General features: G+C 68.6%; 23 protein-coding genes. 14 read left to right on the forward strand and 9 right to left on the reverse strand.

Annotated features, from left to right (window positions below):
- Window positions 1-29 precede the first annotated feature (29 nt).
- From ASF60_RS14350 to ASF60_RS14385, 8 genes are all read left to right on the forward strand, one after another.
- Window positions 30-425 (forward strand): hypothetical protein, encoded by a 396-nt coding sequence (locus tag ASF60_RS14350; protein ID WP_056186598.1) that lies wholly within the window; start codon window positions 30-32, stop codon window positions 423-425.
- Window positions 426-507: 82 nt separating this feature from the next.
- On the forward strand, window positions 508-903 hold the full coding sequence (locus tag ASF60_RS14355; protein WP_056186040.1) for a FixH family protein: 396 nt from the start codon (window positions 508-510) through the stop codon (window positions 901-903).
- Complete coding sequence (locus ASF60_RS14360; RefSeq protein ID WP_056186043.1) at window positions 900-2402, forward strand: efflux RND transporter periplasmic adaptor subunit; 1503 nt, start codon at window positions 900-902, stop codon at window positions 2400-2402. The genes ASF60_RS14355 and ASF60_RS14360 overlap by 4 nt, the downstream gene beginning before the upstream one ends.
- Entirely contained in the window at window positions 2399-5563 is a 3165-nt protein-coding gene (locus tag ASF60_RS14365; protein ID WP_056186046.1) for an efflux RND transporter permease subunit, read from the forward strand. The genes ASF60_RS14360 and ASF60_RS14365 overlap by 4 nt, the downstream gene beginning before the upstream one ends.
- Window positions 5564-5582: 19 nt before the next feature.
- Complete coding sequence (locus ASF60_RS14370) at window positions 5583-6059, forward strand: DUF411 domain-containing protein (RefSeq protein ID WP_056186051.1); 477 nt, start codon at window positions 5583-5585, stop codon at window positions 6057-6059.
- A gap of 45 nt (window positions 6060-6104) precedes the next feature.
- On the forward strand, window positions 6105-6428 hold the full coding sequence (locus tag ASF60_RS14375) for a YnfA family protein (protein WP_056186054.1): 324 nt from the start codon (window positions 6105-6107) through the stop codon (window positions 6426-6428).
- Between the two features lie 232 nt (window positions 6429-6660).
- Complete coding sequence (locus ASF60_RS14380) at window positions 6661-7299, forward strand: 2,3-bisphosphoglycerate-dependent phosphoglycerate mutase (protein WP_056186057.1); 639 nt, start codon at window positions 6661-6663, stop codon at window positions 7297-7299.
- Between the two features lie 147 nt (window positions 7300-7446).
- On the forward strand, window positions 7447-8544 hold the full coding sequence (locus ASF60_RS14385; RefSeq protein WP_056186060.1) for a YeiH family protein: 1098 nt from the start codon (window positions 7447-7449) through the stop codon (window positions 8542-8544).
- A gap of 26 nt (window positions 8545-8570) precedes the next feature.
- Here the strand turns inward: ASF60_RS14385 and ASF60_RS14390 are convergent, their stop codons facing one another.
- Window positions 8571-9722, reverse strand: a complete 1152-nt coding sequence (locus tag ASF60_RS14390) for a TDT family transporter (RefSeq protein WP_056186063.1) — start codon at window positions 9720-9722, stop codon at window positions 8571-8573.
- A 214-nt stretch (window positions 9723-9936) separates the two neighbouring features.
- Here ASF60_RS14390 and ASF60_RS14395 point away from each other — a divergent pair, with 214 nt between their 5' ends.
- The 5 genes from ASF60_RS14395 to ASF60_RS14415 all read left to right on the forward strand — a co-directional run bounded on the left by ASF60_RS14395 (window position 9937) and on the right by ASF60_RS14415 (window position 14569).
- Window positions 9937-10170 (forward strand): hypothetical protein, encoded by a 234-nt coding sequence (locus ASF60_RS14395; protein WP_018044302.1) that lies wholly within the window; start codon window positions 9937-9939, stop codon window positions 10168-10170.
- 491 nt (window positions 10171-10661) lie between these two features.
- On the forward strand, window positions 10662-11885 hold the full coding sequence (locus ASF60_RS14400) for a molybdopterin-dependent oxidoreductase (protein ID WP_056186066.1): 1224 nt from the start codon (window positions 10662-10664) through the stop codon (window positions 11883-11885).
- An 11-nt stretch (window positions 11886-11896) separates the two neighbouring features.
- On the forward strand, window positions 11897-12235 hold the full coding sequence (locus tag ASF60_RS14405; protein ID WP_056186069.1) for a c-type cytochrome: 339 nt from the start codon (window positions 11897-11899) through the stop codon (window positions 12233-12235).
- A gap of 185 nt (window positions 12236-12420) precedes the next feature.
- Entirely contained in the window at window positions 12421-13404 is a 984-nt protein-coding gene (locus ASF60_RS14410) for a beta-propeller fold lactonase family protein (RefSeq protein WP_056186073.1), read from the forward strand.
- A 79-nt stretch (window positions 13405-13483) separates the two neighbouring features.
- On the forward strand, window positions 13484-14569 hold the full coding sequence (locus ASF60_RS14415) for a sulfite oxidase (RefSeq protein WP_056186076.1): 1086 nt from the start codon (window positions 13484-13486) through the stop codon (window positions 14567-14569).
- 2 nt (window positions 14570-14571) lie between these two features.
- On the opposite strand, the gene ASF60_RS14420 is transcribed toward ASF60_RS14415, so the two are convergent.
- The 5 genes from ASF60_RS14420 to ASF60_RS14440 are packed head-to-tail and all read right to left on the reverse strand — an operon-like array spanning window position 14572 to window position 17539.
- Window positions 14572-14943: a YidH family protein gene (locus ASF60_RS14420; RefSeq protein WP_056186077.1), complete on the reverse strand. Its 372-nt coding sequence runs from the start codon at window positions 14941-14943 to the stop codon at window positions 14572-14574.
- Entirely contained in the window at window positions 14940-15830 is an 891-nt protein-coding gene (locus tag ASF60_RS14425) for a LysR substrate-binding domain-containing protein (RefSeq protein WP_056186080.1), read from the reverse strand. The genes ASF60_RS14420 and ASF60_RS14425 overlap by 4 nt, the downstream gene beginning before the upstream one ends.
- A complete protein-coding gene (locus tag ASF60_RS14430; RefSeq protein WP_056186082.1) occupies window positions 15827-16636 on the reverse strand; it encodes an anti-sigma factor family protein in 810 nt (269 codons plus the stop codon). Before ASF60_RS14430 ends, ASF60_RS14425 begins: the two co-directional genes overlap by 4 nt.
- A complete protein-coding gene (locus ASF60_RS14435) occupies window positions 16633-17142 on the reverse strand; it encodes an RNA polymerase sigma factor (protein ID WP_018044293.1) in 510 nt (169 codons plus the stop codon). The genes ASF60_RS14430 and ASF60_RS14435 overlap by 4 nt, the downstream gene beginning before the upstream one ends.
- Window positions 17143-17155: 13 nt before the next feature.
- Window positions 17156-17539 (reverse strand): COG4315 family predicted lipoprotein, encoded by a 384-nt coding sequence (locus ASF60_RS14440; RefSeq protein ID WP_056186085.1) that lies wholly within the window; start codon window positions 17537-17539, stop codon window positions 17156-17158.
- A 573-nt stretch (window positions 17540-18112) separates the two neighbouring features.
- Here ASF60_RS14440 and ASF60_RS14445 point away from each other — a divergent pair.
- Entirely contained in the window at window positions 18113-19183 is a 1071-nt protein-coding gene (locus ASF60_RS14445; RefSeq protein WP_056186088.1) for a DMT family transporter, read from the forward strand.
- Window positions 19184-19221: 38 nt separating this feature from the next.
- Here the strand turns inward: ASF60_RS14445 and ASF60_RS25180 are convergent, their stop codons facing one another.
- The 3 genes from ASF60_RS25180 to ASF60_RS14455 all read right to left on the reverse strand — a co-directional run bounded on the left by ASF60_RS25180 (window position 19222) and on the right by ASF60_RS14455 (window position 23276).
- Window positions 19222-19392, reverse strand: coding sequence for a hypothetical protein (locus ASF60_RS25180; protein ID WP_200940972.1), 171 nt, complete (start codon window positions 19390-19392; stop codon window positions 19222-19224).
- A 73-nt stretch (window positions 19393-19465) separates the two neighbouring features.
- Window positions 19466-20014, reverse strand: a complete 549-nt coding sequence (locus tag ASF60_RS14450) for a hypothetical protein (RefSeq protein WP_056186091.1) — start codon at window positions 20012-20014, stop codon at window positions 19466-19468.
- Window positions 20015-20018: 4 nt separating this feature from the next.
- Complete coding sequence (locus ASF60_RS14455; RefSeq protein WP_056186094.1) at window positions 20019-23276, reverse strand: efflux RND transporter permease subunit; 3258 nt, start codon at window positions 23274-23276, stop codon at window positions 20019-20021.
- Window positions 23277-23281 lie beyond the last annotated feature (5 nt).

Below are 23281 nucleotides of genomic sequence, written 5' to 3' on the forward strand. Positions count from 1 at the left end.
GCCGTCGCGCATTGTGGCATCGTCCGACGGTGACCTTCTGGCTCGCCCTTCGCAGGCTGCTCCCGCTCCTGGCGGTGATCGGCCTCGCCCTTGCGCCGGTGACCGCATCCGCGGCCGCCGCAGGCATGCGCGTGCCGATGGCCGTTCAGGGGCACGCCATGGCGATGCCCGACGAAGCCATGGCCGACATGGCCGGGATGGCCATGGACGAGATGCCGTGTTGCCCCAAGGAGCGGCCGGACATGCCCGATTGCTCGAAGGGCTGTCCCCTGATGGCGCTTTGCCTGGCGAAGGTCGCCACCGGCCTGCCGGTCGCCGTCGGACTTCCGGGCCGCGTTGCCGTCATGGAGGGGCCCGCCCGGGCCGTCACCGCCTCCTTCGACAGCCTGTCGCAAGGGCCGCCCACCGAGCCTCCCCGAGCCTGAACCCGATGCCGCCGGCGCCTGCGCCGGCCGATCCCGAGCGCCTGAAGGCCCGGGTCCCATCGTTTTCAGGAGATCATCGACCGTGTCCAAGACATCGTTTTCGCGCGCCCTGACGGCTGCGCTGCTCGGCCTCGCCCTGACCACCGCGGCCCGGGCCGACACCAAGGACTACGAGTTCCAACTGGTGAAGGACGAGGCCAGGCAGGGCGAGGCCATCCTCGACGTGCGCCTCGTCGACAAGCGCACGTCCAAGCCCGTGCCGAACGCCGTCATCTTTGCCAAGCGGATCGACATGGCGCCCGACAGCATGGAGGAGATGACCTCGAAGATCGAGCAGCTGCCCTCGCCGGAGCCGGGCCTCTACCGGTTCAAGGCTAAGCTGACGATGGCCGGCGGCTGGCGCCTCTCGCTCGGGGCTAAGGTCCAAGGCGAGGCCGGCACCGTCGAGAACAAGCTGGTGTTCAAGGCCACCAAGTGAGCCGGTCGGCTTGGGCAGCCGGGACCCTCGCCGCGCTCGCGGCGGGGGTTTTGGGGTACGGCGCGGGGCATGAGGGTAGCCCCGTGCCGGCGCTCGTCCAGCAGGCGCGGACCGGGTTCGCCAACTGGCTGCCGGGAACCCGGCAACCCTCTTCGGTGCCCGCTCGGGTCCCGGCCAAGGCGACGGGACCCGTCGTCTACTACCAGGACCCGGACGGGAAGCCGGACTACGCGTCCGAGCCGACGCGCATGGCGGACGGTCGAGACTATCGCGCCGTCCGCGCCAGCGAGGACGTGCGCTTCGACGAACCCGACGAGGCGGAGGCGATGCCCGACCCTGGGCACGGCGACATGGCCAAGGGTCTGACCACGATGCCTGCGAGCGCCCGCAAGGTGCGCTTCTACCGCAACCCGATGGGCCTTCCGGACACCTCGCCGATTCCGAAGAAGGACGCGATGGGGATGGACTACCTCCCCGTCTACGAGGGCGAGGACACCGACGACGGCACCGTAAAAATCTCTCCGGGCAAGCTCCAGCGCACCGGGGTCCGGACGGCGGTGGCCGAGCGACGGGTCCTGTCGATGCCGGTGAGGGCCCCCGGCGCCATCGAGGAGGACGAGCGCCGGATCTCGGTCATCGCCATGCGCACCGACGCCTTCATCGAGAAGGTCGAGGCCGTCACCACCGGCGACCACGTGCACAAGGGCCAGCCGCTCCTGCGCCTGTTCTCGCCTGAGATGAACGCGGCCGCCGCGCAGTACCTCACCGGCATCGGCTACGAGGGAGCCCGCCGACGGCTGGAGAACCTCGGCATCCCGCCCGAGGTCATCGACGAGATCGAGCGATCCCGAAAGGTGCCGGCGACCATCACGTGGTCGGCCCCGCGCGACGGCGTCGTGGTCGAGCGCAACGTCTCCGACGGCATGCGCGCCAAGTCCGGCGACACGCTGTTCAAGCTCGTCGACCATTCCAAGGTCTGGGTCCTGGCCGACGTGACCGAACGCGACCTGGCGGCCGTGGCGGAGGGCCAGACGGCGACCGTGCGCGCCCGGACGTTCCCGGATCGCGTCTTCACCGGCGCGGTGACCCGGATCTACCCGCACCTCGCCATGGCGACCCGGACAGCCCGCTTGCGCATCGAGCTGCCGAACCCGAACGGGGACCTGCGCCCGGGCATGTTCGCCGACGTGACGATCGCCACCGGCAGCGCCAAGCCGGTGGTGGCGGTGCCCGATGACGCGGTCATCGACACCGGCACGAAACAGGTCGTCCTGCTCGACAGGGGCGAGGGCCGCTTCGAGCCGAGACCGGTCAGGCTTGGCACCCGCGGCGACGGCTACGTCGAGATCCGCGACGGCATCGCCGCGGGCGACCGGGTGGTGACCTCGGCGAACTTCCTCATCGATGCCGAGAGCAACCTGAAGGCGGCGCTGCAGGGGCTTTCCGAACCCAAGCCCGATCCCAGGCCGCAGGCCGCCGCCGAGGGGAAGGCGCCATGATCTCCCGCCTGATCGCCTGGTCGGCGAGGAATCTGATGCTGGTCCTGATCGGGACGGTGTTCGCGGTGGGAGCCGGGCTCTACGCCCTGAGGACCCTGCCGCTCGATGCCATCCCGGACCTCTCGGACGTCCAGACCATCGTCTACACCGAGTACCCCGGGCAGGCGCCCCAGGTCATCGAGGACCAGGTCACCTACCCACTGACCACCGCCATGCTGACGGTGCCCCGGTCGAAGGTCGTACGCGGCTTCTCCTTCTTCGGGGTGTCGTTCGTCTACGTGATCTTCGAGGACGGCACCGACCCGTACTGGGCCCGGAGCCGGGTGCTCGAATACCTGAACACCGTGGCCAAACGCCTGCCGGCCGGCGTGACCCCGACCCTGGGACCCGACGCGACCGGGGTCGGCTGGGTCTACCAGTACGTCGTGGTCGCCAAGGAACGGAGCCTCGCCGAGCTCCGCTCGCTCCAGGACTGGGTCGTGCGCTTCGGGGCGTCCCGCACCGAGGGCGTGGCGGAGGTCGCCGGCGTCGGCGGCTTTGTGAAGCAGTATAACGTCGTGGTCGATCCGAACCGGCTGCGGGCGCAGGGCATCACCCTGTCCAAGCTCCGGGAAGCGATCCGGTCGAGCAACGCCGATGTGGGCGGTCGCACCGTCGAGCTCTCCGAGTTCGAGTTCGTCGTCCGTGGCCGTGGGTACCTCAAGAGCGTCGCCGACATCGAGAGCATCGTCCTGAAGACCGAGGCGGGTACGCCGCTGCGGGTGAAGGACGTCGCCAAGGTCGAGCTCGGCCCCGACGAGCGCCGCGGCATCACCGAGATGAACGGCGACGGCGAGGTCGCCGGCGGGATCGTCCTGCAGCGGTTCGGGGCGAACGCCCTGAACGTCATCGAGAACGTGAAGGCCCGCCTTGCCGAGGTCGCCGCCAGCCTGCCCAAGGGCACGGAGATCCTGCCGGTCTACGACCGCTCGCACCTGATCGAGGCGGCCATCGAGACCCTCAAGGGCACGCTGATCGAGGAGAGCGCCATCGTCGCCCTCGTCTGCGTCGTGTTCCTGCTCCACGTCCGCAGCGCGCTGGTCGCGATCCTGATGCTGCCGGTCGGCATCCTGATGGCGTTCGCGGGCATGAAGGCCTTGGGGCTCGGGGCGAACATCATGAGCCTCGGTGGCATCGCCATCGCGGTGGGCGCCATGATCGACGCCGCCATCGTGATGATCGAGAACGCCCATAAGCACCTGGAGCGGGCGGACCCAGGCAAGCCCCGGGTCGAGATCCTGATCGAGGCCGCGGACGAGGTCGGGCCGTCGCTGTTCTTCTCGCTCCTCATCATCACGGTCAGCTTCCTGCCGATCTTCACACTGGAGAGCCAGGAGGGCCGCCTGTTCGGTCCGCTGGCCTTCACCAAGACGTTCGCCATGGCGGCGGCGGCGGTGCTGTCCCTGACCCTCGTCCCGGCGCTGATGGTCCTCTTCGTCCGAGGCCGGATCATCCCCGAGCACCGCAACCCTGTGAACAGGCTCCTGATCTGGGTCTACCGCCCCCTCATCGCCGGCGTCCTGCGGGCGCGTGTCCTCACGATCCTGCTGGCCGTGGTCGTCCTGGCGGCGACGGCGTGGCCTGCGAGCCGACTTGGGTCGGAGTTCATGCCCGACCTCGACGAGGGCACCCTGATGTACATGCCCACCACCCTGCCGGGCATCTCGGTGACCAAGGCCGGGGACCTGCTCGCCACCCAGGACAGGATCATAAAATCCTTCCCCGAGGTGGCCTCGGTCTACGGCAAGGCCGGACGGGCCAACACCGCGACCGACCCGGCGCCGAGCGAGATGTTCGAGACCATCGTCAACCTGAAGCCGAAGGCCGAGTGGCGCCCCGGGGTCACGACGGCGAGCCTTAGGGCCGAGATGGACGCCGCGCTCCAGTTCCCCGGGGTCTCGAACGCCTGGACCCAGCCGATCCGCGCCCGCATCGACATGCTCTCGACCGGCATCCGCACGCCGGTCGGGATCAAGGTGCTGGGGACGGACCTGACGGAAATGGAGAAGGTCGCCCGCCAGGTCGAGGCGGTGGTGAAGGCGGTCCCGGGCACGTCGAGCGCCTACGCCGAGCGCGTCCAGGGCGGCTACTTCCTCGACATCACACCCGAGCGCGAGGCGCTGGGCCGGTACGGGCTGACGGTCGGCGAGGTGCAGGACGTGATCGCCATGGCGCTCGGAGGAGAGAGCGTCACCAACACCGTCGAGGGCCGCGAGCGCTATACCGTCAACGTACGCTACCCGCGCGCCTTCCGGTCCGACCCGCGATCCATCGCCTCCGAGGTCCAGGTGCCGATCGCCGGCGGGGGTACGGTGCCGCTCGGCGAGGTCGCCAAGGTGCAGTTGAACCGCGGCCCAACCCAGATCCGGACCGAGAACGGCCAGCTCGCGGTCTTCATCTACGTCGACGTCGCCGGTCGCGACCTCGGGGGTTACGTCGCCGAGGCCAGGGCGGCGGTCGCCAACGAGGTGAGCCTGCCGCAGGGAACCCTCGTGCAGTGGAGCGGGCAGGTCGAATACCTCGACCGCGCGACCGCCCGGCTGAAGGTCGTGGTGCCGCTGACGCTGCTGATCGTGTTCCTGCTGCTCTACCTCAACTTCCGGAGGCTCACGGAGACGCTCATCGTCATGCTGTCGCTGCCCTTCGCCCTCGTCGGCGGGGTCTGGCTGATGTGGTGGATGGGCTTCAACCTGTCGGTGGCGGTCGTGGTCGGCTTCATCGCGTTGGCCGGCGTCGCCGCGGAGACCGGCGTGATCATGCTGGTCTACCTCGACCACGCGCTCGCCGAGGTGCGCGCCGATTGCGAACGCGACGGGCGGACGTTCAACCGCGACGACCTGCGGCGGGCGATCATGGTCGGCGCGGTCGAGCGGGTCCGGCCGAAGATGATGACGGTGGTGGCCATCATGGCCGGGCTCCTGCCGATCCTGTGGAGCACGGGCTCCGGCTCGGAGGTCATGCAGCGGATCGCGGTGCCGATGATCGGCGGCATGGTCTCCTCGACCGTCCTGACCCTCGTGGTGATCCCGGCGGTCTACGGCCTGGTGAAGGGCTGGGGACTGCCGAAGCCCGGAGCCCTGGGAGAATCCGGCGAAAAAACGAAAACGACCTTGGCCGCCTAGCGGGAACGGGAGATCGACCATGAACGAGACGACGAGGACGAACCGGCGTGCCGTGGTCCTGGGCATGACGGCATCGGTGGCCTTCGGTCGGCATGCCCTCGCGCAGGGCCTGCCCACGCTCGCCGTGACCAAGGACCCCAGCTGCGGTTGCTGCGAGAAATGGATCGCCCATCTCCGCGAGAACGGGTTTACGGCCGCCGTGACCGAGGGACCCGTGAACCCGCTGAAGATCCGCCTCGGCGTGCCACGCGACCTCGCCTCATGCCACACGGCCCAGGTCGACGGCTACGTCGTCGAGGGCCATGTCCCGGCCGGGGCGATCAAGCGCCTCCTGACGGAGAAACCCATAGGGACGGGCCTAGCCGTTCCGGGCATGCCCGCGGTGTCGCCCGGCATGGAGGTCGAGGGCATGGAGCCGGACACCTACGACGTCATCCTGTTCGCGCCTGGCGGTCGCCGCTCGTTCGCGCGCTACCACGGCGCCACGGTGACTTAGGGTACCACCTTGGCCTTTCGGGCCGGCCATGCGACGGGGCGGGGGATGCAGACCTTCCTCGCCTATGCCGGTGCCGCCCTGGCGGAGATCGCCGGATGCTTCGCGTTCTGGGCGTGGCTCCGGCTCGGCAGGACCATGTGGTGGGTGGCCCCGGGCATGGTCTCGCTCGGGCTCTTCGCTTATCTCCTGACCCTGGTGGACAGCGAGGCCGCCGGCCGCACCTACGCGGCCTACGGCGGCGTCTACATCGCCGCCTCGATCCTATGGCTGTGGCTGGCAGAAGGGCACCAGCCCGACCGATGGGACCTGTCCGGTGCCGCCATCTGCCTGGCGGGCATGGGCGTGATCCTCTTCGGGCCTCGTGGCTGATCCAACAAGTCGTGGAAATCCGATGCTTAATGTTGGCCTCAACCGTCCGCACCGGGTGGGAAGCAGCTTGGCTGCTTTCGGTCGCAAGACGTTCTTAAGCGGACCTAAGATGACCTGCCGACTCCGGATGGACGGTCCAACCCATCGCAGGGTCGAAGTTCGTTGAAGTCGGATGCCGACATCATCAGAGGCGATGCGACCGGCACGAAAGCGCTCTGCCTCGGGAGACAGCGTGATTCACGATTGCAAAGCCCCGGTCACGCGACATCTCGTGCTGGTCCGGCATGGCCAGAGCGTAGCCAACCGATCCGGCCTGTTCACGGGATTGCTGGACTCGCCCTTGACCGAGCAGGGCCGGATGGAAGCCGAGGCAGCCGGGCGGCGTTTGGCCGAGCGCAGCTGGCGCTTTTCCGCAGCCTTCACCTCGACGCTGACGCGGGCCGTCGTGAGCGGCCGGCTTATTCTCGATGCGCTCGGGCAACCCGGATTGGTCCCCCAACGCTTCGCCGCGCTCGACGAGCGAGACTACGGCGACCTCAGCGGGCTCGACAAGATCGCCGCCGATGCGCGCTGGGGGGCGGAGCGGATCGAGACCTGGCGCCGCTCCTACGCCGAGGCGCCGCCGAACGGTGAGAGCCTTCGCGATACCGTCGCCCGCATCGTGCCATGCTACCTCCGAACCATCCAGCCGGCGGTCATGGGCGGAGACGTGCTCGTCGTTGCCCACGGCAATTGCCTGCGGGCGCTTGTCATGGCGCTTGAAGACCTGAGCCCCGCGGAGGTCGAGCACCTCGAACTCGCGACGGGCTCCGTCAGGATCTATGAGCTTGCTGCGGACACGGCGATCAAGGCCCGTTGGATCGACGGGTGAATCCGCCTGTCGGCCCCACAAAATGGGTCTCCGCAAACTCTGAAGGGGTCATCATTCCATCTATTTCAGTGATGGGAAACATCTAATCATTCCGTTGGAGTGAATGAACGGGACCTGGGATCCTCCGGCATCACATCGGAGCCATCCATGTCCGCGCCCAGACTTTTCTCCCACTCTCGTTCGACGCGTGCCTTAGCCGGCACGAGAGCCATCCTTCCGGGACTGGGCCTCTGTGTGGCGGTCACCGCCGCAGCGATCGGCTTCGAAGCCGTCGAGACGCACCTGTTCGGTCGCGCTTGGCTCGAAGCCTTGGTGCTGGCGATCCTGCTCGGGAGCGCGATCCGCACCGCCTGGACCCCGTCGCAGCGTTTCTTTCCCGGCATCGCTTTCGGGGCCAAGACCGTGCTGGAGATCGCGGTCGTACTGCTCGGCGCGTCGCTCAGCCTCGCGACGATCCTCGCCGCCGGACCGGGCCTGCTCTTCGGCATCGCGGGCGTCGTCGTCGTGGCGATCCTGTCGAGTTACGGCATCGGCCGAGCGCTCGGGCTGCATCCGCGCATGGCGATCCTCGTGGCCTGCGGGAACTCGATCTGCGGCAACTCGGCGATCGCGGCCACGGCACCGGTGATCGGCGCCGATGGCGAGGACGTCGCCGCCTCCATCGCCTTCACCGCGGTGCTGGGCGTGCTGGTGGTGCTCGGCCTGCCGCTGCTGGTGCCGCTGCTCGGTCTGTCGCCGATGCAGTACGGCGTGCTCGCCGGCCTCACCGTCTACGCTGTTCCGCAGGTCCTCGCCGCCACCGCGCCGGTCGCGGCGCTCAGCGTCCAGGTCGGAACCCTGGTGAAGCTCGTCCGGGTGCTGATGCTAGGCCCGGTCGTCCTGATGCTCTCGCTCGGCGCAAGCCGGCTGCGCGAGGAGACCGACGAGGCCGCCCCCGGCGTCACCGCCGGCGACCGCCCTGCTCGCGCCGGCCTCGCGATCCACCGCCTGGTGCCGTGGTTCATCCTCGCCTTCCTGGCGCTCGCGGGCCTTCGCTCGGCCGGGCTGGTCCCGCAGGTCGCGCTCGCGCCGATGTCGGAGACTGCCAACGTGATGACCGTGGTTTCGATGGCGGCGCTCGGTCTCGGGGTCGATGTGCGCAGCGTCGCTAAGGCCGGAGCACGGGTGACCCTGGCGGTGGTCGCCTCGCTCGTCGCACTCGGCGCCGTCAGCCTCGGTCTGATCCGCGTGCTGGGCCTCGCTTGAACCGATCGGATGCGCCCGAGGCCCGGTCAGGCCCCGGCGAGGCAGGGCGAGACGAAGAGCTCCCCGCGATAGGCCCCGCGCAACGTGCGCACGGACACGATCAGCCAGAGTAGGGTCAGCAGGCCGACGAGGCCCGCTCCGAGCCAGGCGAACCCGCTGAGTGCCGTCACTTCGCCGATCCGCAGGGTGGCCAGGGCATAGACGCCGAGCGGGAAGATGTAGCCCCACCAGCCGAGGTTGAACGGAACGCCGGCGCGTAGGTAGCGCACGGTGACGGCGAGCGAGAGCAGAAACCACCAGGCGCCGTAGCCCCAGAGGATCAGCGCGCCGATCAGGCCCGTGATCCTGAGGATCTCGGGCGCGCCGGCAAAACCGCCTGCCGCGAGGATCGGGCCACCGGCCTGCCCCAGCACGAGCAGGCCGAGCGCCCCGGTTCCGAGCGGACCGAGGGAGAGCCAGCTCGATGCGGCCATCTCACGCGGTGGCAAGTTGTGCAGCGCCATGCGCAGCACCAGGATCGCCAGGATGCTCAGCGCCAGCGGGACCGAGACGCCCCAGAGTACGAAGCTCGTGACGATGACGGCGAGTTGTTGGCTCTCGCCGCTCAAGGCTGGAGCGAGCAGGCCACCGGAGACGGCGACGACCTCGGCTGTCACCACTGGCAGCAGCCATACGGCCGTCATCTGGTCGATGCGGTGCTCCTGACGGGTGAACATCAGGTAGGGGATCGCGACAGCACAGATCAGAGCGAGCGCCACGTCGAACCACCACAGCGGCAGTGCGATTCGGACGGTCTCTGCGCCGAGATAGGGCGGACCGAATATCAGCAGCCCGTTCAGAAGCGTCGCCAGTGCCATCGGGATCGCCCCGAAGAACATCGACACCGTCGAGTGTCCGAAGATCCGTCGGGCGCCGTCGAAGTAGAAGATCCAGCGCGCGCCGTAGACCAAGCAGAAGGTGGCGAAGAGCACGACGGAGGCGAGCCAGAGCCCGAGCGGCACAGGGGCCAGCAGGGCATGCGTCGCTGGCAGACGGTCGAGGGTCAAGGCGACCACGCCAGTGCCCATCACCACGGTGAACCAGTTCGGCGTGAATTGTCGGACCACGTCCCGCGGATGCTGGAGGCGCGAGAGCGGCTTTAGGCCTGTGCTGATCGCCAGCAGACTGGATTCGGACACGGGGCGCTCTTGGGCTTCGGAGGGTCAACGCACCGGCTCTAGCACGACCCCGCATCGCGCGCCGCCGCGATAGACAGCAACTCGCAAGCGGCGCTTAATCATCAAAACAATCGATTAAAACTAGCTAATCAAACCATTAGTACGAATGGTTTCCGGCCGCTACCTTCTTGTCATCACGAACCGGCGTGACGACCCCACCAGAAGGATATCGACCATGACCCGTACGATCGCCGCCGTCGCCCTCGCCGCCTCCGCGCTTGTCGGCATGACGGGCCTCTCGCAGGCCCAGGGCCTCCGCGCTCCGCAGGTCCGCTTCATCACCAGCCCATCCGCACCGATCTACGGCGACGCCGATGGCGCCAACGCCAAGAACCCGGCACTCCCGGCCTACGCCCGTGGCCGAGGCCAGGAGACCGGCGGCCCGGCGCGGGAACTGATCGGACGCTGACAGCGCCCCCTTGGCCGCCGGGCATCCGTCCGGCGGCGCGTGAAGCCTTCGACCACCCGAATGGCAGGGAGATCCGTCATGACCCGACCCACCATCGAGACCACCGACGAGGCCTAGCAGGGCGAGACCAGCGGTCATATGCGCTGGGTCCTATTCTGGACGGTCGCCCTGACTGTCGCCGCCGTCGGCACCGCTTGGCTGACGATCATCTGATCCGGCCGCCCGCCATTGATCGGAGATCGGAGATCTTCGGATGATCGCAATCGGAGATCGTTGAGATCTCGAACGATCATTGGATGGAATAATCGTCTCGCCGTAGCATCTCCTTCACGGAGAAGACGCCTCTTTGCCGGGATGCCTTGGATCGATGACCCGAGTTTCCGGCGGCGAGACCGAACCGTCTCGACCGACGCCAATGCCGTCCGCCGACGGCGACACCGAGATCTAGCGACCGGCCGACGCGGCCCAACAAACGATTCCAGGGAGACATCATGCGCCATCTGCACGAACCGTTGAACCGCCGCCTCGTCCTGGGTGGCCTAGGGGTCGGCAGCCTCGCCGCCGCCATGCCGGCCTGGGCCGCGGGCTCGGTGAAGCTTCCGCTGCCCGGCGGCCCGGACGAGCGGGCGCTGACCACCGCCTTTCCGGGCAAAGGCGAGATGATCCTCCAGCGCACCCATCCGCCGCTGCTGGAGACGCCGTTCTCGGTGTTCGACGAGGGCGTGTTCACGCCCAACGACCGCTTCTACGTGCGCTGGCACTGGGCCTCGATCCCGACCGAAGTCGATGCCGGCACCTTCCGGCTCAAGGTCCACGGCCACGTCGATAAGGAACTCTCGCTCTCGCTCGACGCCATCGCCGGCCTGCCGCGCTTCGAGATCGCCGCGGTGAACCAGTGCTCGGGCAATTCACGCGGGCTGTTCGAGCCGCGGGTGCCCGGGGCGCAATGGGCCAACGGCTCGATGGGCAACGCCCGCTGGACCGGGGTGCGCCTCAAGGACGTGCTCGAAAAGGCCGGGGTGAAGGCCGGTGCCGTGCAGGTGCGCTTCAACGGCCTCGACGAGCCGGTCGTCGACGACGCGCCGGACTTCAAGAAGTCCCTCGATCTCGACCACGCCAACAATGGTGAGGTGATGATCGCCTACGCGATGAACGGCGAGCAGCTCCCGTTGCTCAACGGTTTCCCGCTCCGCCTCGTGGTGCCGGGCTGGTACTCGACCTACTGGGTCAAGATGCTGTCCGACATCGAGGTGCTGGACAAGCCCGACGAGCAATACTGGATGAAGACCGCCTACCGCATTCCGGACGTGCCGGGCGCCAACATCAAACCAGGCCAGACCGGCTTCAAGACGGTGCCGATCAACAGGATGGTGCCGCGCTCGTTCATCACCAATTTGCAGGACGACGCCAAGGTGGCAGCCGGAACGCCGGTGGCCATCCGCGGCATCGCTTTCGGCGGCGATTGCGGGGTAAAGGCGGTCGAGTTCTCCAGAGACGGCGGGGCGACGTGGTTTCCGGCGCAACTCGGCGCGGACGAGGGCCCCTACAGCTTCCGCCGCTTCGACGGCAGCCTGCCGGCGCTGGCCGCCGGCACCCACACGGTCAGGGTCCGCTGCACCAACACCAACGGCGTCGCGCAGGGCATGGACCGGATCTGGAACGGGGCCGGCTTCATGCAGAACGGCATCGAGGCCGTATCCTTCCAGGCCGCTTGAGGAGACCAGCCATGAACCCGATCCATCCGGCGGCCCTGATCGCCGCGCTCGCCTTGTCTCCTCTGGTGGCGCTTGCCGCCCCGGCCCCCGAGCCGATGCGCTTCACCTCACAATCCATCGCGATGCCGACCTCCGACCGGACCTTCCCCGACGGACAGGGGGCCGAGGCGGTCAACAACAACTGCCTCGCCTGCCACTCGGCCGGGATGGTGCTAACCCAACCCAAGCTCACGAAGGCGCAGTGGACCGAGACCGTGAACAAGATGGTCCACGTCTACAATGCGCCCGTTGATCAGGCCGACGTGCAGACCATCGTCGACTACCTGACGGCGTTGAAGCCGGCACCCTGAACCCCCGAATACCGAGGCCGCCGCGCTTTTTTCGCCGGCCTCGGGGAATAGACCGCGCCTTCCGGCGTCTCCCCAGGGCGATGCACGGCCGGCCCGGCCTTAGACCACGGATTTCCGATTTCGAACCAGCCCTCACGGTAGGCCCCGGCCGCCGAACGAGCGCGCATGCCCGAGAGACCCGCTTCATGACCCATATCCGCACCAGCCTCCGCACCCTCCTCGCCGGAGCCGCCTTGCTCCTAGCGCAGGCCCAGCCCGGGTTCGCCGCCGGCTTCGACGGCGCGATCAAGAACAACGCACTGGCGCTGAACGCCGCCGGGACCGTCGCCGCTGTGTCGAACAGCGAGGAGAGCGCCGTCGTCGTCTACGACGTCGCCAAGGGCACGGTGCTGCGCCGCCTCGACGGCTTCGTCACGCCGCGAAACATCGTGTTCGCGCCGGACGGCGCCCGTTTCTACGTCTCCGACAGCGGCACCGGCCGGATCACGGTCTACGAGACCGCCACCGGCAAGGAGGCCGGCGTTCTCGCCGCGGGCCCCGGCTCGTTCGGTACGGTGCTCTCGGCCGACGGGGGCAAGCTCTACGTCAATAACGAGGCCGCAAGCACGCTGACCGTGTTCGACACCAGGACCATGCTCGCCGAGGCTGTGATCCCCGGCTTCGCGCAGCCGCGCCAGGGCGTGAAGCTGTCGCCGGACGGCAAGACCGTGTTCGTGACGAACTTCCTCGGCGACAAGATCACGTTGGTCGATACCGCCACCAACAAGATCACCGGCGAGATCGCCGGGTTCGACAAGCTGCGCGCCATCTCGATCACCAAGGACGGAAAGACGCTGTTTGCAGCCAACAGCGGCCGCAACACCATCGGCGTGGTCGATGTCGCCGCCCGTAAGGTCACCTCCGAGGTGGCAGTGGGCAAGGACCCCTACGGCGCCGCGCTGACCCCGGACGGGCACTTCGTCTATTCGGGCAACCTCAAGGACAACTCGCTCTCGGTGATCGATACCGGCACCCTCAAGGTCGTCGCCACGGTGACCGGCCTGAACGAGCCGCGCCAGGCGATCGCGTTCTCGGCCGACAACGCCCACGCCTACGTCCTCAACCGCGACCTTAGCGTCGCCGTGGTGGACCGGGCGAAGAACGCGGTCATCTCGACCATGAAGCCCTGAGGCGTCGCGCGTTGGGTGCCTTCTCGGCTCCCGGCGCGTTCTCGTCGTCGACACGTCACGAACGCAGGACAAAGACCCCATGCTCGGCCTGTTCCAGCGCAAGGACCGCCTCATCGTCCACGGAAAGGCGCCCTACAACGCCGAGCCACCGCTCGATCGCCTACGCGCCGCCTTCCTCACCGAGCAGGCCGACTTCTACGTCCGCAGCCACGGGAATATCCCGGATCTCGACGCCGACAGCTACCGCCTGACCGTCGACGGGATGGTTGCGACGCCGCTCGAACTGTCCATTGCCGATCTGAAGACGCGGTTCGCGCCCGTCACCGTCACGGCGGTAATGCAATGCGCCGGCAACCGCCGGGCCGACATGCTAGCGGTGGCCCCGGTCTCCGGCGACCCGTGGGCGCCCGGCGCCATCGGCAACGCGAAATGGACTGGGGTGCGCCTCGCCGACGTGCTGCGCGCGGCCGGCATCGATGCGGGCGATACGCGCCACGTGGCCTTCGAGAGCCACGACCGGATCGCGGACACGGACACGCGTTTCGGCGCCTCGATCCCGCTCGCCAAGGCGCTGGCCCCCGATACGTTGGTCGCCTTCGCAATGAACGGCGAGCATCTCTCCCCCGAGCATGGCCACCCCCTGCGCGTGGTGGTGCCGGGATTTGCCGGTATCCGCAGCCCGAAGTGGCTCGCCCGCATCACGGTGCAGGACCGGCCCTCCGACAATCCGATGCAGGCCGACGACTACAAGCTGTTTCCGCCCGACGTGACCGCCGAGACCGCCGACCCCACCCACGGCATCACCATCGAGGCGATGCCGCTCAACAGCGCGATCTGCGAGCCCGCCCGCGGCGCAGCGTTGAAGGCCGGCCGGCACGCGATCCGCGGCTACGCCATCGCCAGCGACCGCGCGGTCGCCCGCGTCGACGTCTCGACGGATGGCGGTCGCAGCTGGGCACAGGCCCGGATCGACCGCGATGCGGACGCACCCTACGCCTGGACGTTCTGGGAGATCGACTGCGAGCTGACCGCGGGCGAACACGAACTCGCGGTGCGGGCCTGGGACTCAGCCGGCCAGACCCAGCCTGCGGCGCCGGACGACACCTGGAACTACAAGGGTTACCTCAGCGCCGCCTGGCACCGGGTACGGGTCACGGTGGCCTGACCTCACGCCCAGAGTAGGGCGGTGGCCGCAAGGCCCGAGATCGCGATCAGCAGGGCCGCGATCCCGACGGTGAGGATGCGCGGCATCATCGGGATCTCGGTATGGGCAAGACGCGCTCGAATCGCCCGATCCCGCCATGCGGCGCCGGCGAACGAGGCGAGCGCACAGGCGATCAGCGTGAGCGACAGCACCTTCAGCGGCCAAACCGCCAGCACCTCCCGCAGGAAGCGCTGCGCAGCCAGGCCGACGCCGAGGAAGGCGAGCCCGGTGCGAAGCCACGCCACGAACGTACGCTCGGCTGCCAGCACCGTCCGGTCCTCGGCGAGCCTCACCCGGGGATCGTCGGGGGGCACGGGTTTCGCGGGCTCACTCATTTGATGTTCGCCGTCGCGATCAGGTCGAGAAGCGCGTCGGCGGCCCGGCTGCAGTAGCGCTCCTTGTGGCGCAGCACCCGGAAAGGACGGCTCGGCAGGGCGAACGCCGCCCGTACCAGGGTCCCGGCTCGAAGCGCTGCGGCGACCACGGTCTCGGACAGCACGGCGGCCCCGCCCCCGGCCTCGACGGCGGCGCGGACCGCCTCGTTCGAGGGCAATTCGAGTGTGACTTGGAGTTGAGCCGCAGCGAGGCCGGCGTCCGTCAGCGCCGCCTCGAAAGCCGAGCGGGTTCCCGATCCCGCCTCGCGCAGCACCCAATTGGCCGTTGCGAGCTCCTTGGGTTCGAGGGCAGTAGCCCCGGCGAAGGGATGGCCAGGAGCGACTACGAGGACAAGCTGGTCTCGCGCGATGGTCGTGCTCGCGAGCGTCGGGTCGTCCAGCGCTCCCTCAACGAAGCCGAGTTCGGCCTGCCCCGCGCGCACCGCGTCGGCGGCGTCGGTGGTGTTGCCCACCGCCAGCCGGATAGCGATCTCGGGGTAGGCCCGGCGGAAGGCAACGAGATGGCGCGGCAGCCAGTCGCTGGCGATGGTCTGGCTGGCGTAAAGCGCCAACGTCCCTCGTCGCATGCCGCTGAGGTCTGCGAGCACCAGTTCGGCGGCCTCCGCCCGGGCGAGCACGGCACGGGCCTCGACAAGGAACGTGCGCCCCGCCTCGGTCAGCTCGATCCCGCGGCCGACCCGGTGGAACAACTTGGTGGCGTGACGCCCCTCGATATTGGCGATCGCCGCGCTGACCGCCGACTGAACGAGGTTCAGTGCCTCGGCGGCCCGCGTCACGTGCTGCCGCTCGGCCACCGCCACGAAGATGCGGAGCTGGTCGAGGGTCATGGCTGCTGCCGATCCGGCGCGAGGCCGCGGACCTGCGCATCAACCGCCTGCGCGACGGTGAGCAGCCGGGCCTCGTCGGTCCGACCGGTGACGACGTAGGACATGCCGCCATCGACCCAGGAGAAAGCGGCGACGTCGCCCTCGCGGGCGAAGCGGAACACTGTGCGGCCATCCGCATCGCCCACGCGGCTGTAGAGCGTCAGCCGGGTGCCGTGGTCGTCGTCGTACATCAGCATCGCTGCGGATTCGGACCCAGCGGGCAACAACCGCCCGCCCATCAGGCGGAAGCCGTAGGCCGTGAGGTCGGGGGTGGTCACCGCCCGGCCGAGGCGCTTCGAGAGCCACGTAACAAGGTGCGGCTTCTCGTCGGCGCGCACCTCCACCGGATGCACCGCCTCGACCACGTAGGTGCGGAAGGCCGCCACTGCGTCGTCGGTCGCCGGCTCGGTTCGCGCAAGCGTGACCGTGGGTACCTGCCGCGCGGCATGGCCGAACCAGCCGGCGGCACCGCCGACCGCGAGGCAGAACACGGCCGCAGCCGCGACCGGAAGCCAGCGCCCGGTTATTGGGCTATGTCGCGAGCGGATGTTGGCCACCCGGAGCCGCGCCGGGATCGCCTCCTCGGCAATCGGCGCGAGGCGGGTACGCAAGCGCTCGCGCAGGGCGCGATCCGCCGAGACCTCGGCCGCCCGCGCGGGGTTTCCCCTGAGCCATGCCTCGACCAGCGCCTGCCGCTCCGGTTCAAGATGACCGTCGATCAGGCCGTGCAGGTCGTCCTCGCCGACCGGGCGCGGATCCCCGCTCATTTCACCCTCCTCAACAAGCCGGTTCGACCCGTTTCCAGAAAACTTCGCATCCGCTCCCGGGCTCGGCTTAACCGCGACATCACCGTGCCCAGCGGTACTCCGAGCACCTGCGCCGCTTCCGCATAAGACAGATCCTCGACCGCGACGAGCAGTAGCACTGAGCGCTGCTCCTCGGGCAGGGCGTCGAGTCCGGTGAGCACGTCGCGTGCCCCCATAACGGCCTCGGGGTCGGCACCCGGATCGGGCACCTGCTCCAAAGCCTCAGCGCCGACATCGATGCCGCGCCGGCCCCGGCGTCGAACAGTGCCGAGGAACAGGTTGCGCTCGATCGTGAACAGCCAGGCTCGCAGGTCGCCGTCGCGGCGACGTCCGGACCAGCCGGACAACGCCCGCTCCAGGGTGTCCTGGACGAGGTCATCCGCCGCTTCGCGGTCCCGCAACAGTGCGACTGCGTAGCGCCGCAACGCTGGGATCTGCGGTTCGATGAGGGCGGCGATCTCGTCCACGAGGCTTTACCGATCAGGGCTTGGCGATGTGCCACGCGTCGTTGAGGAATCCGTCGCCGGTGATGTCGCCGGGCTTCGTATCCTTGGCGAAGGTGTAGAGCGGCTTGCCCTTGTAGGCCCACTGCATCGTCCCGTCGTCCCGCGTCACCATCGTCCAGTCGCCACTAGCAGCCGAGCCGGAGGCGGCCATCAGTGCCGGCCAGTTGGCGGCGCAGGGGCCGTTGCACATCGACTTGCCGCCCATGTCCTTGTCGAAGGTGTAGAGGGTCATGCTCTTGGAATCGACGAGCGCCGGCCCCTTGGCAGTCTCGGCCGTCATCGCAGGCGCAGCGGCCTGGGCGGCGACGGCGGAGAAGGCGAAGGCCGCAAAGGCAGCGCGGATCAGCATGGTGTGCATGAGTGAGGTCTCCGGCGGTCGACCATGACCGCATCGGGAGAGATGCCGAACGGGCGCGTCTATTCCACTGACACACGAAAAAGATTGGTGACGTCAGCGTGACCGCCGACTCGTCCTCAACCACGGCATACGGCCGTCACCCAGGAGCAGTCAGAGGAATGATGCGGCGGCGTCACCACTCTGAAAGGCGGAGATCCGAGATCATGCCCTCGCACGGCGAGATCGACTGCAACGTCTGCTTTCAAGAGATACGTTGGCTTGCTCTTACGGCGTAGTTGGGTCGGATGCCGAACGTCCGCTTCGAGGCGAGTGGCTGACTTCCGGTACACCCCGAGTGGAAGTTGCCGTATGGCCGACGAACGACCGCTTATGGGAAGCGTCCACGACGATTCAGGCGGCCGGGTTAGGTCCGGTGCAGTCGGCACCGAGCGTTAGATCCTAACCGCTAGCCGACAACTTGGGGTAACGTAGCGCGACCAAAGGCTCGTGCTATCGCCGTTTCGAGCGGTCTCCATTTCGACTTACGGCCCCACCGGGCGGATGCGACCTTCCTCGCAAATGCTATCGTGAGGCATGTCCGATCACGCCCATCGTCACGCGCACCTCTGGCCCGGAGTCCCTCTGGCGCTTGCGTCCGCCGTCCTGTTCGGCGCATCGGCCCCCTTCGCCAAGCTCCTGTTGGGATCGGTCGACCCGCAGGCGCTGGCTGGCCTCCTGTATCTCGGTGCGGGCGTCGGCCTCGCCGCCGTCCACGGCAGCCGGTCCGCCCTCCGGATCGAGGCGCCGGAGGCCCCCCTACGCAGGTCGGACGCACCGTGGCTGCTCGCGGTGGTGCTGTTCGGAGGCGTGGCGGGTCCCCTGTTGCTGATGCTGGGGCTGGCACGGACGTCAGCGGCCTCGGGCTCGCTCCTGCTCAACCTAGAAGGGCTGGCGACCATGGGCATCGCCTGGGTGGTGTTCCGCGAGAACGTGGACCGCCGCCTCCTGCTCGGCGCGGCGGCCATCCTCGCCGGCGCCGTCGCGCTGTCGTGGCAGGGCCAGGGCGTCCATCTCGACGCGGGCGGCGGCCTGATCGCGCTGGCCTGCCTCGCCTGGGGCGTCGACAACAACCTGACCCGCAAGCTGTCCTCCGCCGATCCGGTCGTGATCGCGTTGACCAAGGGGCTCGTCGCCGGGGGCGCCAACCTCGCCATTGCCCTCGCACGCGGTGCGAGCCTGCCGCCGCCCGGCATGATCGGCTTCGCGGCCGTCGTCGGGTTCCTCGGGGTCGGCGTCAGCCTGGTGCTGTTCGTGTTCGCGCTGCGCCATCTCGGCAGCGCGCGGACTGGGGCCTACTTCTCGCTCGCCCCGTTCATCGGGGCCGTCGTCGCCTTGGTCCTGTTGCCGGAACCCGTGACCCCGCAACTCGTCGTCGCCGCGCTCCTGATGGGGGTCGGCCTCTGGCTGCACCTCGCGGAACGGCACGACCACGAGCATTCGCACGAGGCGATGGGCCATGAGCATGGGCACGTGCACGACGAACATCACCACCACGACCACGATGGTCCCGTGACCGAGCCCCACTCCCACTGGCATCGCCACCAGCCGATGCGCCACAAGCACGTGCACTACCCCGACCTTCACCATCGCCACGGACATGGTTGAGCCGGCCCGAAGGCAATCGGCCCCGCGGTCGAGCTTCGTCACCGCGGGACGTGGAACCAGCAGTACAGCGCGCACACGACGGCGATGGCCATCGCCGACATCAGAAATGACCGTCGCGCCGCCCTCAGGACATGCGGCCTGACCTTGCGTCGGCGCCTGCTTCCGCCGCCGAATTCCCCGATCTGCCGGGCGAGCTTCTTGCCGGTCATCGCCCCCTGATCCCCCGCCGATGGGTTCCATGGGTCGAGGAGGGGCGCTGCAGGCCGTGACGGATCGGCACGATCACGGGACCATCCCGCCGATCAGGTCCGCCATGTGGGAACCGGCGGGGTGGCCCGTGGCGGTGCGGTGGCTCTCCGAGCAGGCCGCGTCATCCGGGCCGGATACGGACATCACCAACCCGCGGGTGCCGTCCGGCAAGGTGCGCGTCGCCAGGACAGCCCGGCCCGAGAGCCATACCAGCGACCCCGAGGCGATGCCCGGGCGCGGCTCGCCGTAGCGGCGCACCCCCTCGCGCCGGATGGCCTCGCGTGCGGTGACATGAGCTGGTCCGTCGAGCGGCCGACCGACCCAGACGACCTGCTGGAGGCCCTGCTCCCTGCACACCACCAGGACCACCTCGACGGTGTCGGGTCCCGAGGCGAGCGGACGGTCGTGGAAATAGTACAGCCCGGTCAGGTTCGCCTCGCGGTCGACCATCGAGGGTGCATCGACACGGTCCACGGGACCCCAAGCCAATCCGAACGGCGCCTCGCCCGCCGTCGGTTCCGCCGCCATGGCCGCCCCTGTCCACGCCACCACCGTCAGTGCGAGCGCGGGGCGGCGAGACATCGTCCTACTCCGCGGCCTGGGGCAGGACGGGGCGTGCATGGGGACCCTCCTTCTCGACGGTGGCCTTCCTCGGGGCGACGGCACCGGCGAAGCGCGCGTAGAGGGCCGGCAGGACGACGAGGGTCAGCAGGGTTGCCGAGATGAGGCCGCCGATGACCACGGTCGCCAACGGACGCTGGACCTCGGCGCCCGTCTCGGTGGCCAGCGCCATCGGCACGAAGCCGAGCGACGCCACCAGGGCGGTCATCGCCACCGGACGGAGCCGGGTCATCGCACCCTCCAGGATGGCCTCGCGCCGTGGCCGCCCTTCCGCGATGAGCTGCTTGATGTAGGTCAGCATCACCAGGCCGTTGAGGACGGCCACCCCGGACAGGGCGATGAACCCGACCGCCGCCGGGACCGAGAACGGCATGCCCCGCAGCCACAGGGCCGCGATACCGCCGGTCAGTGCCAGCGGGACTGCGCTGAACACCAGGAGCGCGTCACGCGCCGAGTTCAGGGCCGAGAACAGCAGCAGGAAGATCAGGAAGAAGCACACCGGCACCACCACCATCAGGCGCTGCCGGGCGGAGGCCAGGTTCTCGAACTGCCCGCCCCAGGTCACGTAATAGCCGGCCGGAAGCTGGACGCCCGACGCGACCTTGGACTGCGCCTCGGCGACGAGCGAGCCGATGTCGCGGCCGCGCACGTTGGCGGTGACCACGACCCGGCGGCGCCCGTTCTCGCGCGAGATCTGGTTCGGCCCCTCGGTGACGGAGAAGCTCGCCACCTGCTTCAGGAGCACCGAGGCGGCGCGTCCGTTGAGGCCGGGAGGCAGCGGCACCGGGATGTTCTCCAGGGCCTCGCGGTCCTCGCGGACCTTGTCGTTCAGGCGCACGACGATGGGGAAGCGACGGTCGCCCTCGAACACCATGCCGGCCTCGCGGCCGCCGATGGCCGCGCCGATGACGTCCTGGATCGAGGACGTGCTCAGGCCGAGGCGGGCCGCCTCGGTCTTGTTGATCTTGATCTCCAGGAACGGCAGGCCCGCCGTCTGCTCGACCTTGACGTCGTCGGCGCCCTCGACGCCGCGCAGGATCGCGGCGACCTGGTTGGCGGCCTTCAGCATCGGCTCGAACTCCTCGCCGAACACCTTCACGGCGAGGTCGCCGCGGGTGCCGGCCAACAACTCGTTGAAGCGAAGCTGGATCGGCTGGGAGAACTCGTAGACGTTGCCGGCGAGCGCCCCGAGGGCCTTCTCGATCTGCTCCTGCAGGTCGGCCTTGGACAGGTCCGGATCGGGCCATTCCTCCTGCGGCTTCAGGATGACGAAGGTGTCGGACGAGCTCGGCGGCATCGGATCGGAAGCGACCTCCGCCGTGCCGGTCTTCGAGAAGACGTAGGCGACCTGGGGGAATCGGCTGATCGCCTGCTCGACCTTCAACTGCATCGCCTGCGACTGCGTCAGGGACGTCGACGGGATGCGCTGGGCGTTGAGCGCGATGCTCTTCTCGTCGAGTTGCGGGATGAACTCCTGTCCCAGCCCCCTGAACAGGAAGCCGGCACCGACGAGCAGCACCAGGGCGACCGCGACGAAAGTCATCGGGACCCGCAGGGCGGCGCCGAGGACCGGACGGTAGGCGGCCTTGATCCCGCGGATGATAATGTTGTCGGTCTCCGTGACCTTGCCGGTGATGACGATGGCGATCATCGCCGGCACGAAGGTGAGCGACAGCACGAAGGCCGAGACGAGGGCGATGATCACGGTGAGCGCCATCGGCTCGAACATCTTGCCCTCGACCCCGGTGAAGGTGAGCAGCGGCACGTAGACGAGGATGATGATGGCCTGCCCGTAGAGGGACGGCTTGATCATCTCCTCGGCCGAGACGCGCACGGTGACGAGGCGCTCCTCCAGGTCGAGCTTGCGACCGAGCTCGGTTTGCCGCTCGGCGAGATGGCGCAGGGCGTTCTCGGTGATGATGACGGCCCCGTCGACGATGAGGCCGAAGTCGAGCGCCCCGAGGCTCATCAGGTTGGCGCTGATGCGGCCCTGGACCATGCCCGTCATGGTCATCAGCATCGCCACCGGGATCACCAGCGCCGTGACGATGGCCGCCCGGATGTTGCCCAGCAGCAGGAACAGGATGACGATGACGAGGGCGGCGCCCTCGGCCAGGTTCTTCGCGACCGTCCGGATGGTGGCCTCGACCAGCAGGGTCCGGTTGAGGACGGTCTGGACCTCGACGCCGGGGGGGAGCGTGCGCCGGATCTCGGTCATGCGCGCGTCGACGGCGGCCGAGACCGTCCGGCTGTTCTCGCCGATCAGCATCAGGGCGGTGCCGATGACGACCTCGCGCCCGTCCTCGCTACCCGACCCGGTGCGCAGGTCGCGCCCGATCCGGACCTCGGCGATGTCCGAGATGCGGACCGGCACGCCGCCGCGCGTGGTCACGACCACGGAGCCGATGTCCTCCATGGTCTCCAGGCGACCGGCGGCGCGCACGACGTAGCCCTCGCCGTTGTCCTCCAGGTAGCGGGCGCCCTGGTTCGCGTTGTTGGCCTCCAGCGCCCGGCCGATGTCGGCGAAGGACAGGTCGAGGGCGGTCAGCTTCATCGGGTCCGGCTGGACATGGTACTGCTTGTCGAAGCCGCCGATGCTGTCGACCCCGGCGACCCCCGGCACGGTCTTCACCTGGGGGCGGATGATCCAGTCCTGGACCGTGCGCAGGTACGCCGTCCGTTCGAGTTCCGTCGCGAGTCGTTGGCCCTCGGGGGTCAGGTAGCTGCCATCCGATTGCCAGCCGGCCTTGCCGTCCGGGGATACCTTGCGCTCCTTCGGTTGGGCGTAATGGATCGACCACATGTAGATCTCGCCAAGGCCCGTCGAGATCGGTCCCATGTGGGGCTCGGCCCCCGGCGGCAGGGTCGACTTCGCCTCGCCGATCCGCTCCGCGACCTGCTGCCGTGCGAAGTAGATATCGAGTTTTTCGGAGAAGACGGCCGTGACCTGCGAGAAGCCGTTCCGCGAGAGCGAGCGGGTGTATTCGAGGCCCTTGATCCCGGCGAGCGCGGTCTCGACCGGGTAGGTCACCTGCTTCTCGATATCGACCGGCGAGAGCGACGGCGCCGTGGTGTTGATCTGCACCTGGTTGTTGGTGATGTCCGGCACCGCGTCGATGGGAAGCTTGGTCAGCGAGAACACGCCGAAGCCCGCCGCCAGCATTGACAAGAGCACCACGAGCCAACGCTGGTGGACGGAGAAGTCGAGGATCTTCGAGATCATGGCCG

Origin of the sequence: Methylobacterium sp. Leaf113 (assembly GCF_001423325.1) — a bacterium.
Lineage (GTDB): Bacteria > Pseudomonadota > Alphaproteobacteria > Rhizobiales > Beijerinckiaceae > Methylobacterium.

Coding starts and splice junctions, on each gene's coding strand:
- ASF60_RS14455 (WP_056186094.1), bottom strand. CDS start 23,276: ATGATCTCGAAGATCCTCGACTTCTCCGTCCACCAGCGTTGGCTCGTG.
- ASF60_RS14420 (WP_056186077.1), bottom strand. CDS start 14,943: ATGAGTGAGCCCGCGAAACCCGTGCCCCCCGACGATCCCCGGGTGAGG.
- ASF60_RS14405 (WP_056186069.1), top strand. CDS start 11,897: ATGAACCCGATCCATCCGGCGGCCCTGATCGCCGCGCTCGCCTTGTCT.
- ASF60_RS14445 (WP_056186088.1), top strand. CDS start 18,113: ATGTCCGATCACGCCCATCGTCACGCGCACCTCTGGCCCGGAGTCCCT.
- ASF60_RS14450 (WP_056186091.1), bottom strand. CDS start 20,014: ATGTCTCGCCGCCCCGCGCTCGCACTGACGGTGGTGGCGTGGACAGGG.
- ASF60_RS14375 (WP_056186054.1), top strand. CDS start 6,105: ATGCAGACCTTCCTCGCCTATGCCGGTGCCGCCCTGGCGGAGATCGCC.
- ASF60_RS14410 (WP_056186073.1), top strand. CDS start 12,421: ATGACCCATATCCGCACCAGCCTCCGCACCCTCCTCGCCGGAGCCGCC.
- ASF60_RS14440 (WP_056186085.1), bottom strand. CDS start 17,539: ATGCACACCATGCTGATCCGCGCTGCCTTTGCGGCCTTCGCCTTCTCC.
- ASF60_RS14430 (WP_056186082.1), bottom strand. CDS start 16,636: ATGAGCGGGGATCCGCGCCCGGTCGGCGAGGACGACCTGCACGGCCTG.
- ASF60_RS14370 (WP_056186051.1), top strand. CDS start 5,583: ATGAACGAGACGACGAGGACGAACCGGCGTGCCGTGGTCCTGGGCATG.
- ASF60_RS14365 (WP_056186046.1), top strand. CDS start 2,399: ATGATCTCCCGCCTGATCGCCTGGTCGGCGAGGAATCTGATGCTGGTC.
- ASF60_RS14415 (WP_056186076.1), top strand. CDS start 13,484: ATGCTCGGCCTGTTCCAGCGCAAGGACCGCCTCATCGTCCACGGAAAG.
- ASF60_RS25180 (WP_200940972.1), bottom strand. CDS start 19,392: ATGACCGGCAAGAAGCTCGCCCGGCAGATCGGGGAATTCGGCGGCGGA.
- ASF60_RS14400 (WP_056186066.1), top strand. CDS start 10,662: ATGCGCCATCTGCACGAACCGTTGAACCGCCGCCTCGTCCTGGGTGGC.
- ASF60_RS14385 (WP_056186060.1), top strand. CDS start 7,447: ATGTCCGCGCCCAGACTTTTCTCCCACTCTCGTTCGACGCGTGCCTTA.
- ASF60_RS14395 (WP_018044302.1), top strand. CDS start 9,937: ATGACCCGTACGATCGCCGCCGTCGCCCTCGCCGCCTCCGCGCTTGTC.
- ASF60_RS14425 (WP_056186080.1), bottom strand. CDS start 15,830: ATGACCCTCGACCAGCTCCGCATCTTCGTGGCGGTGGCCGAGCGGCAG.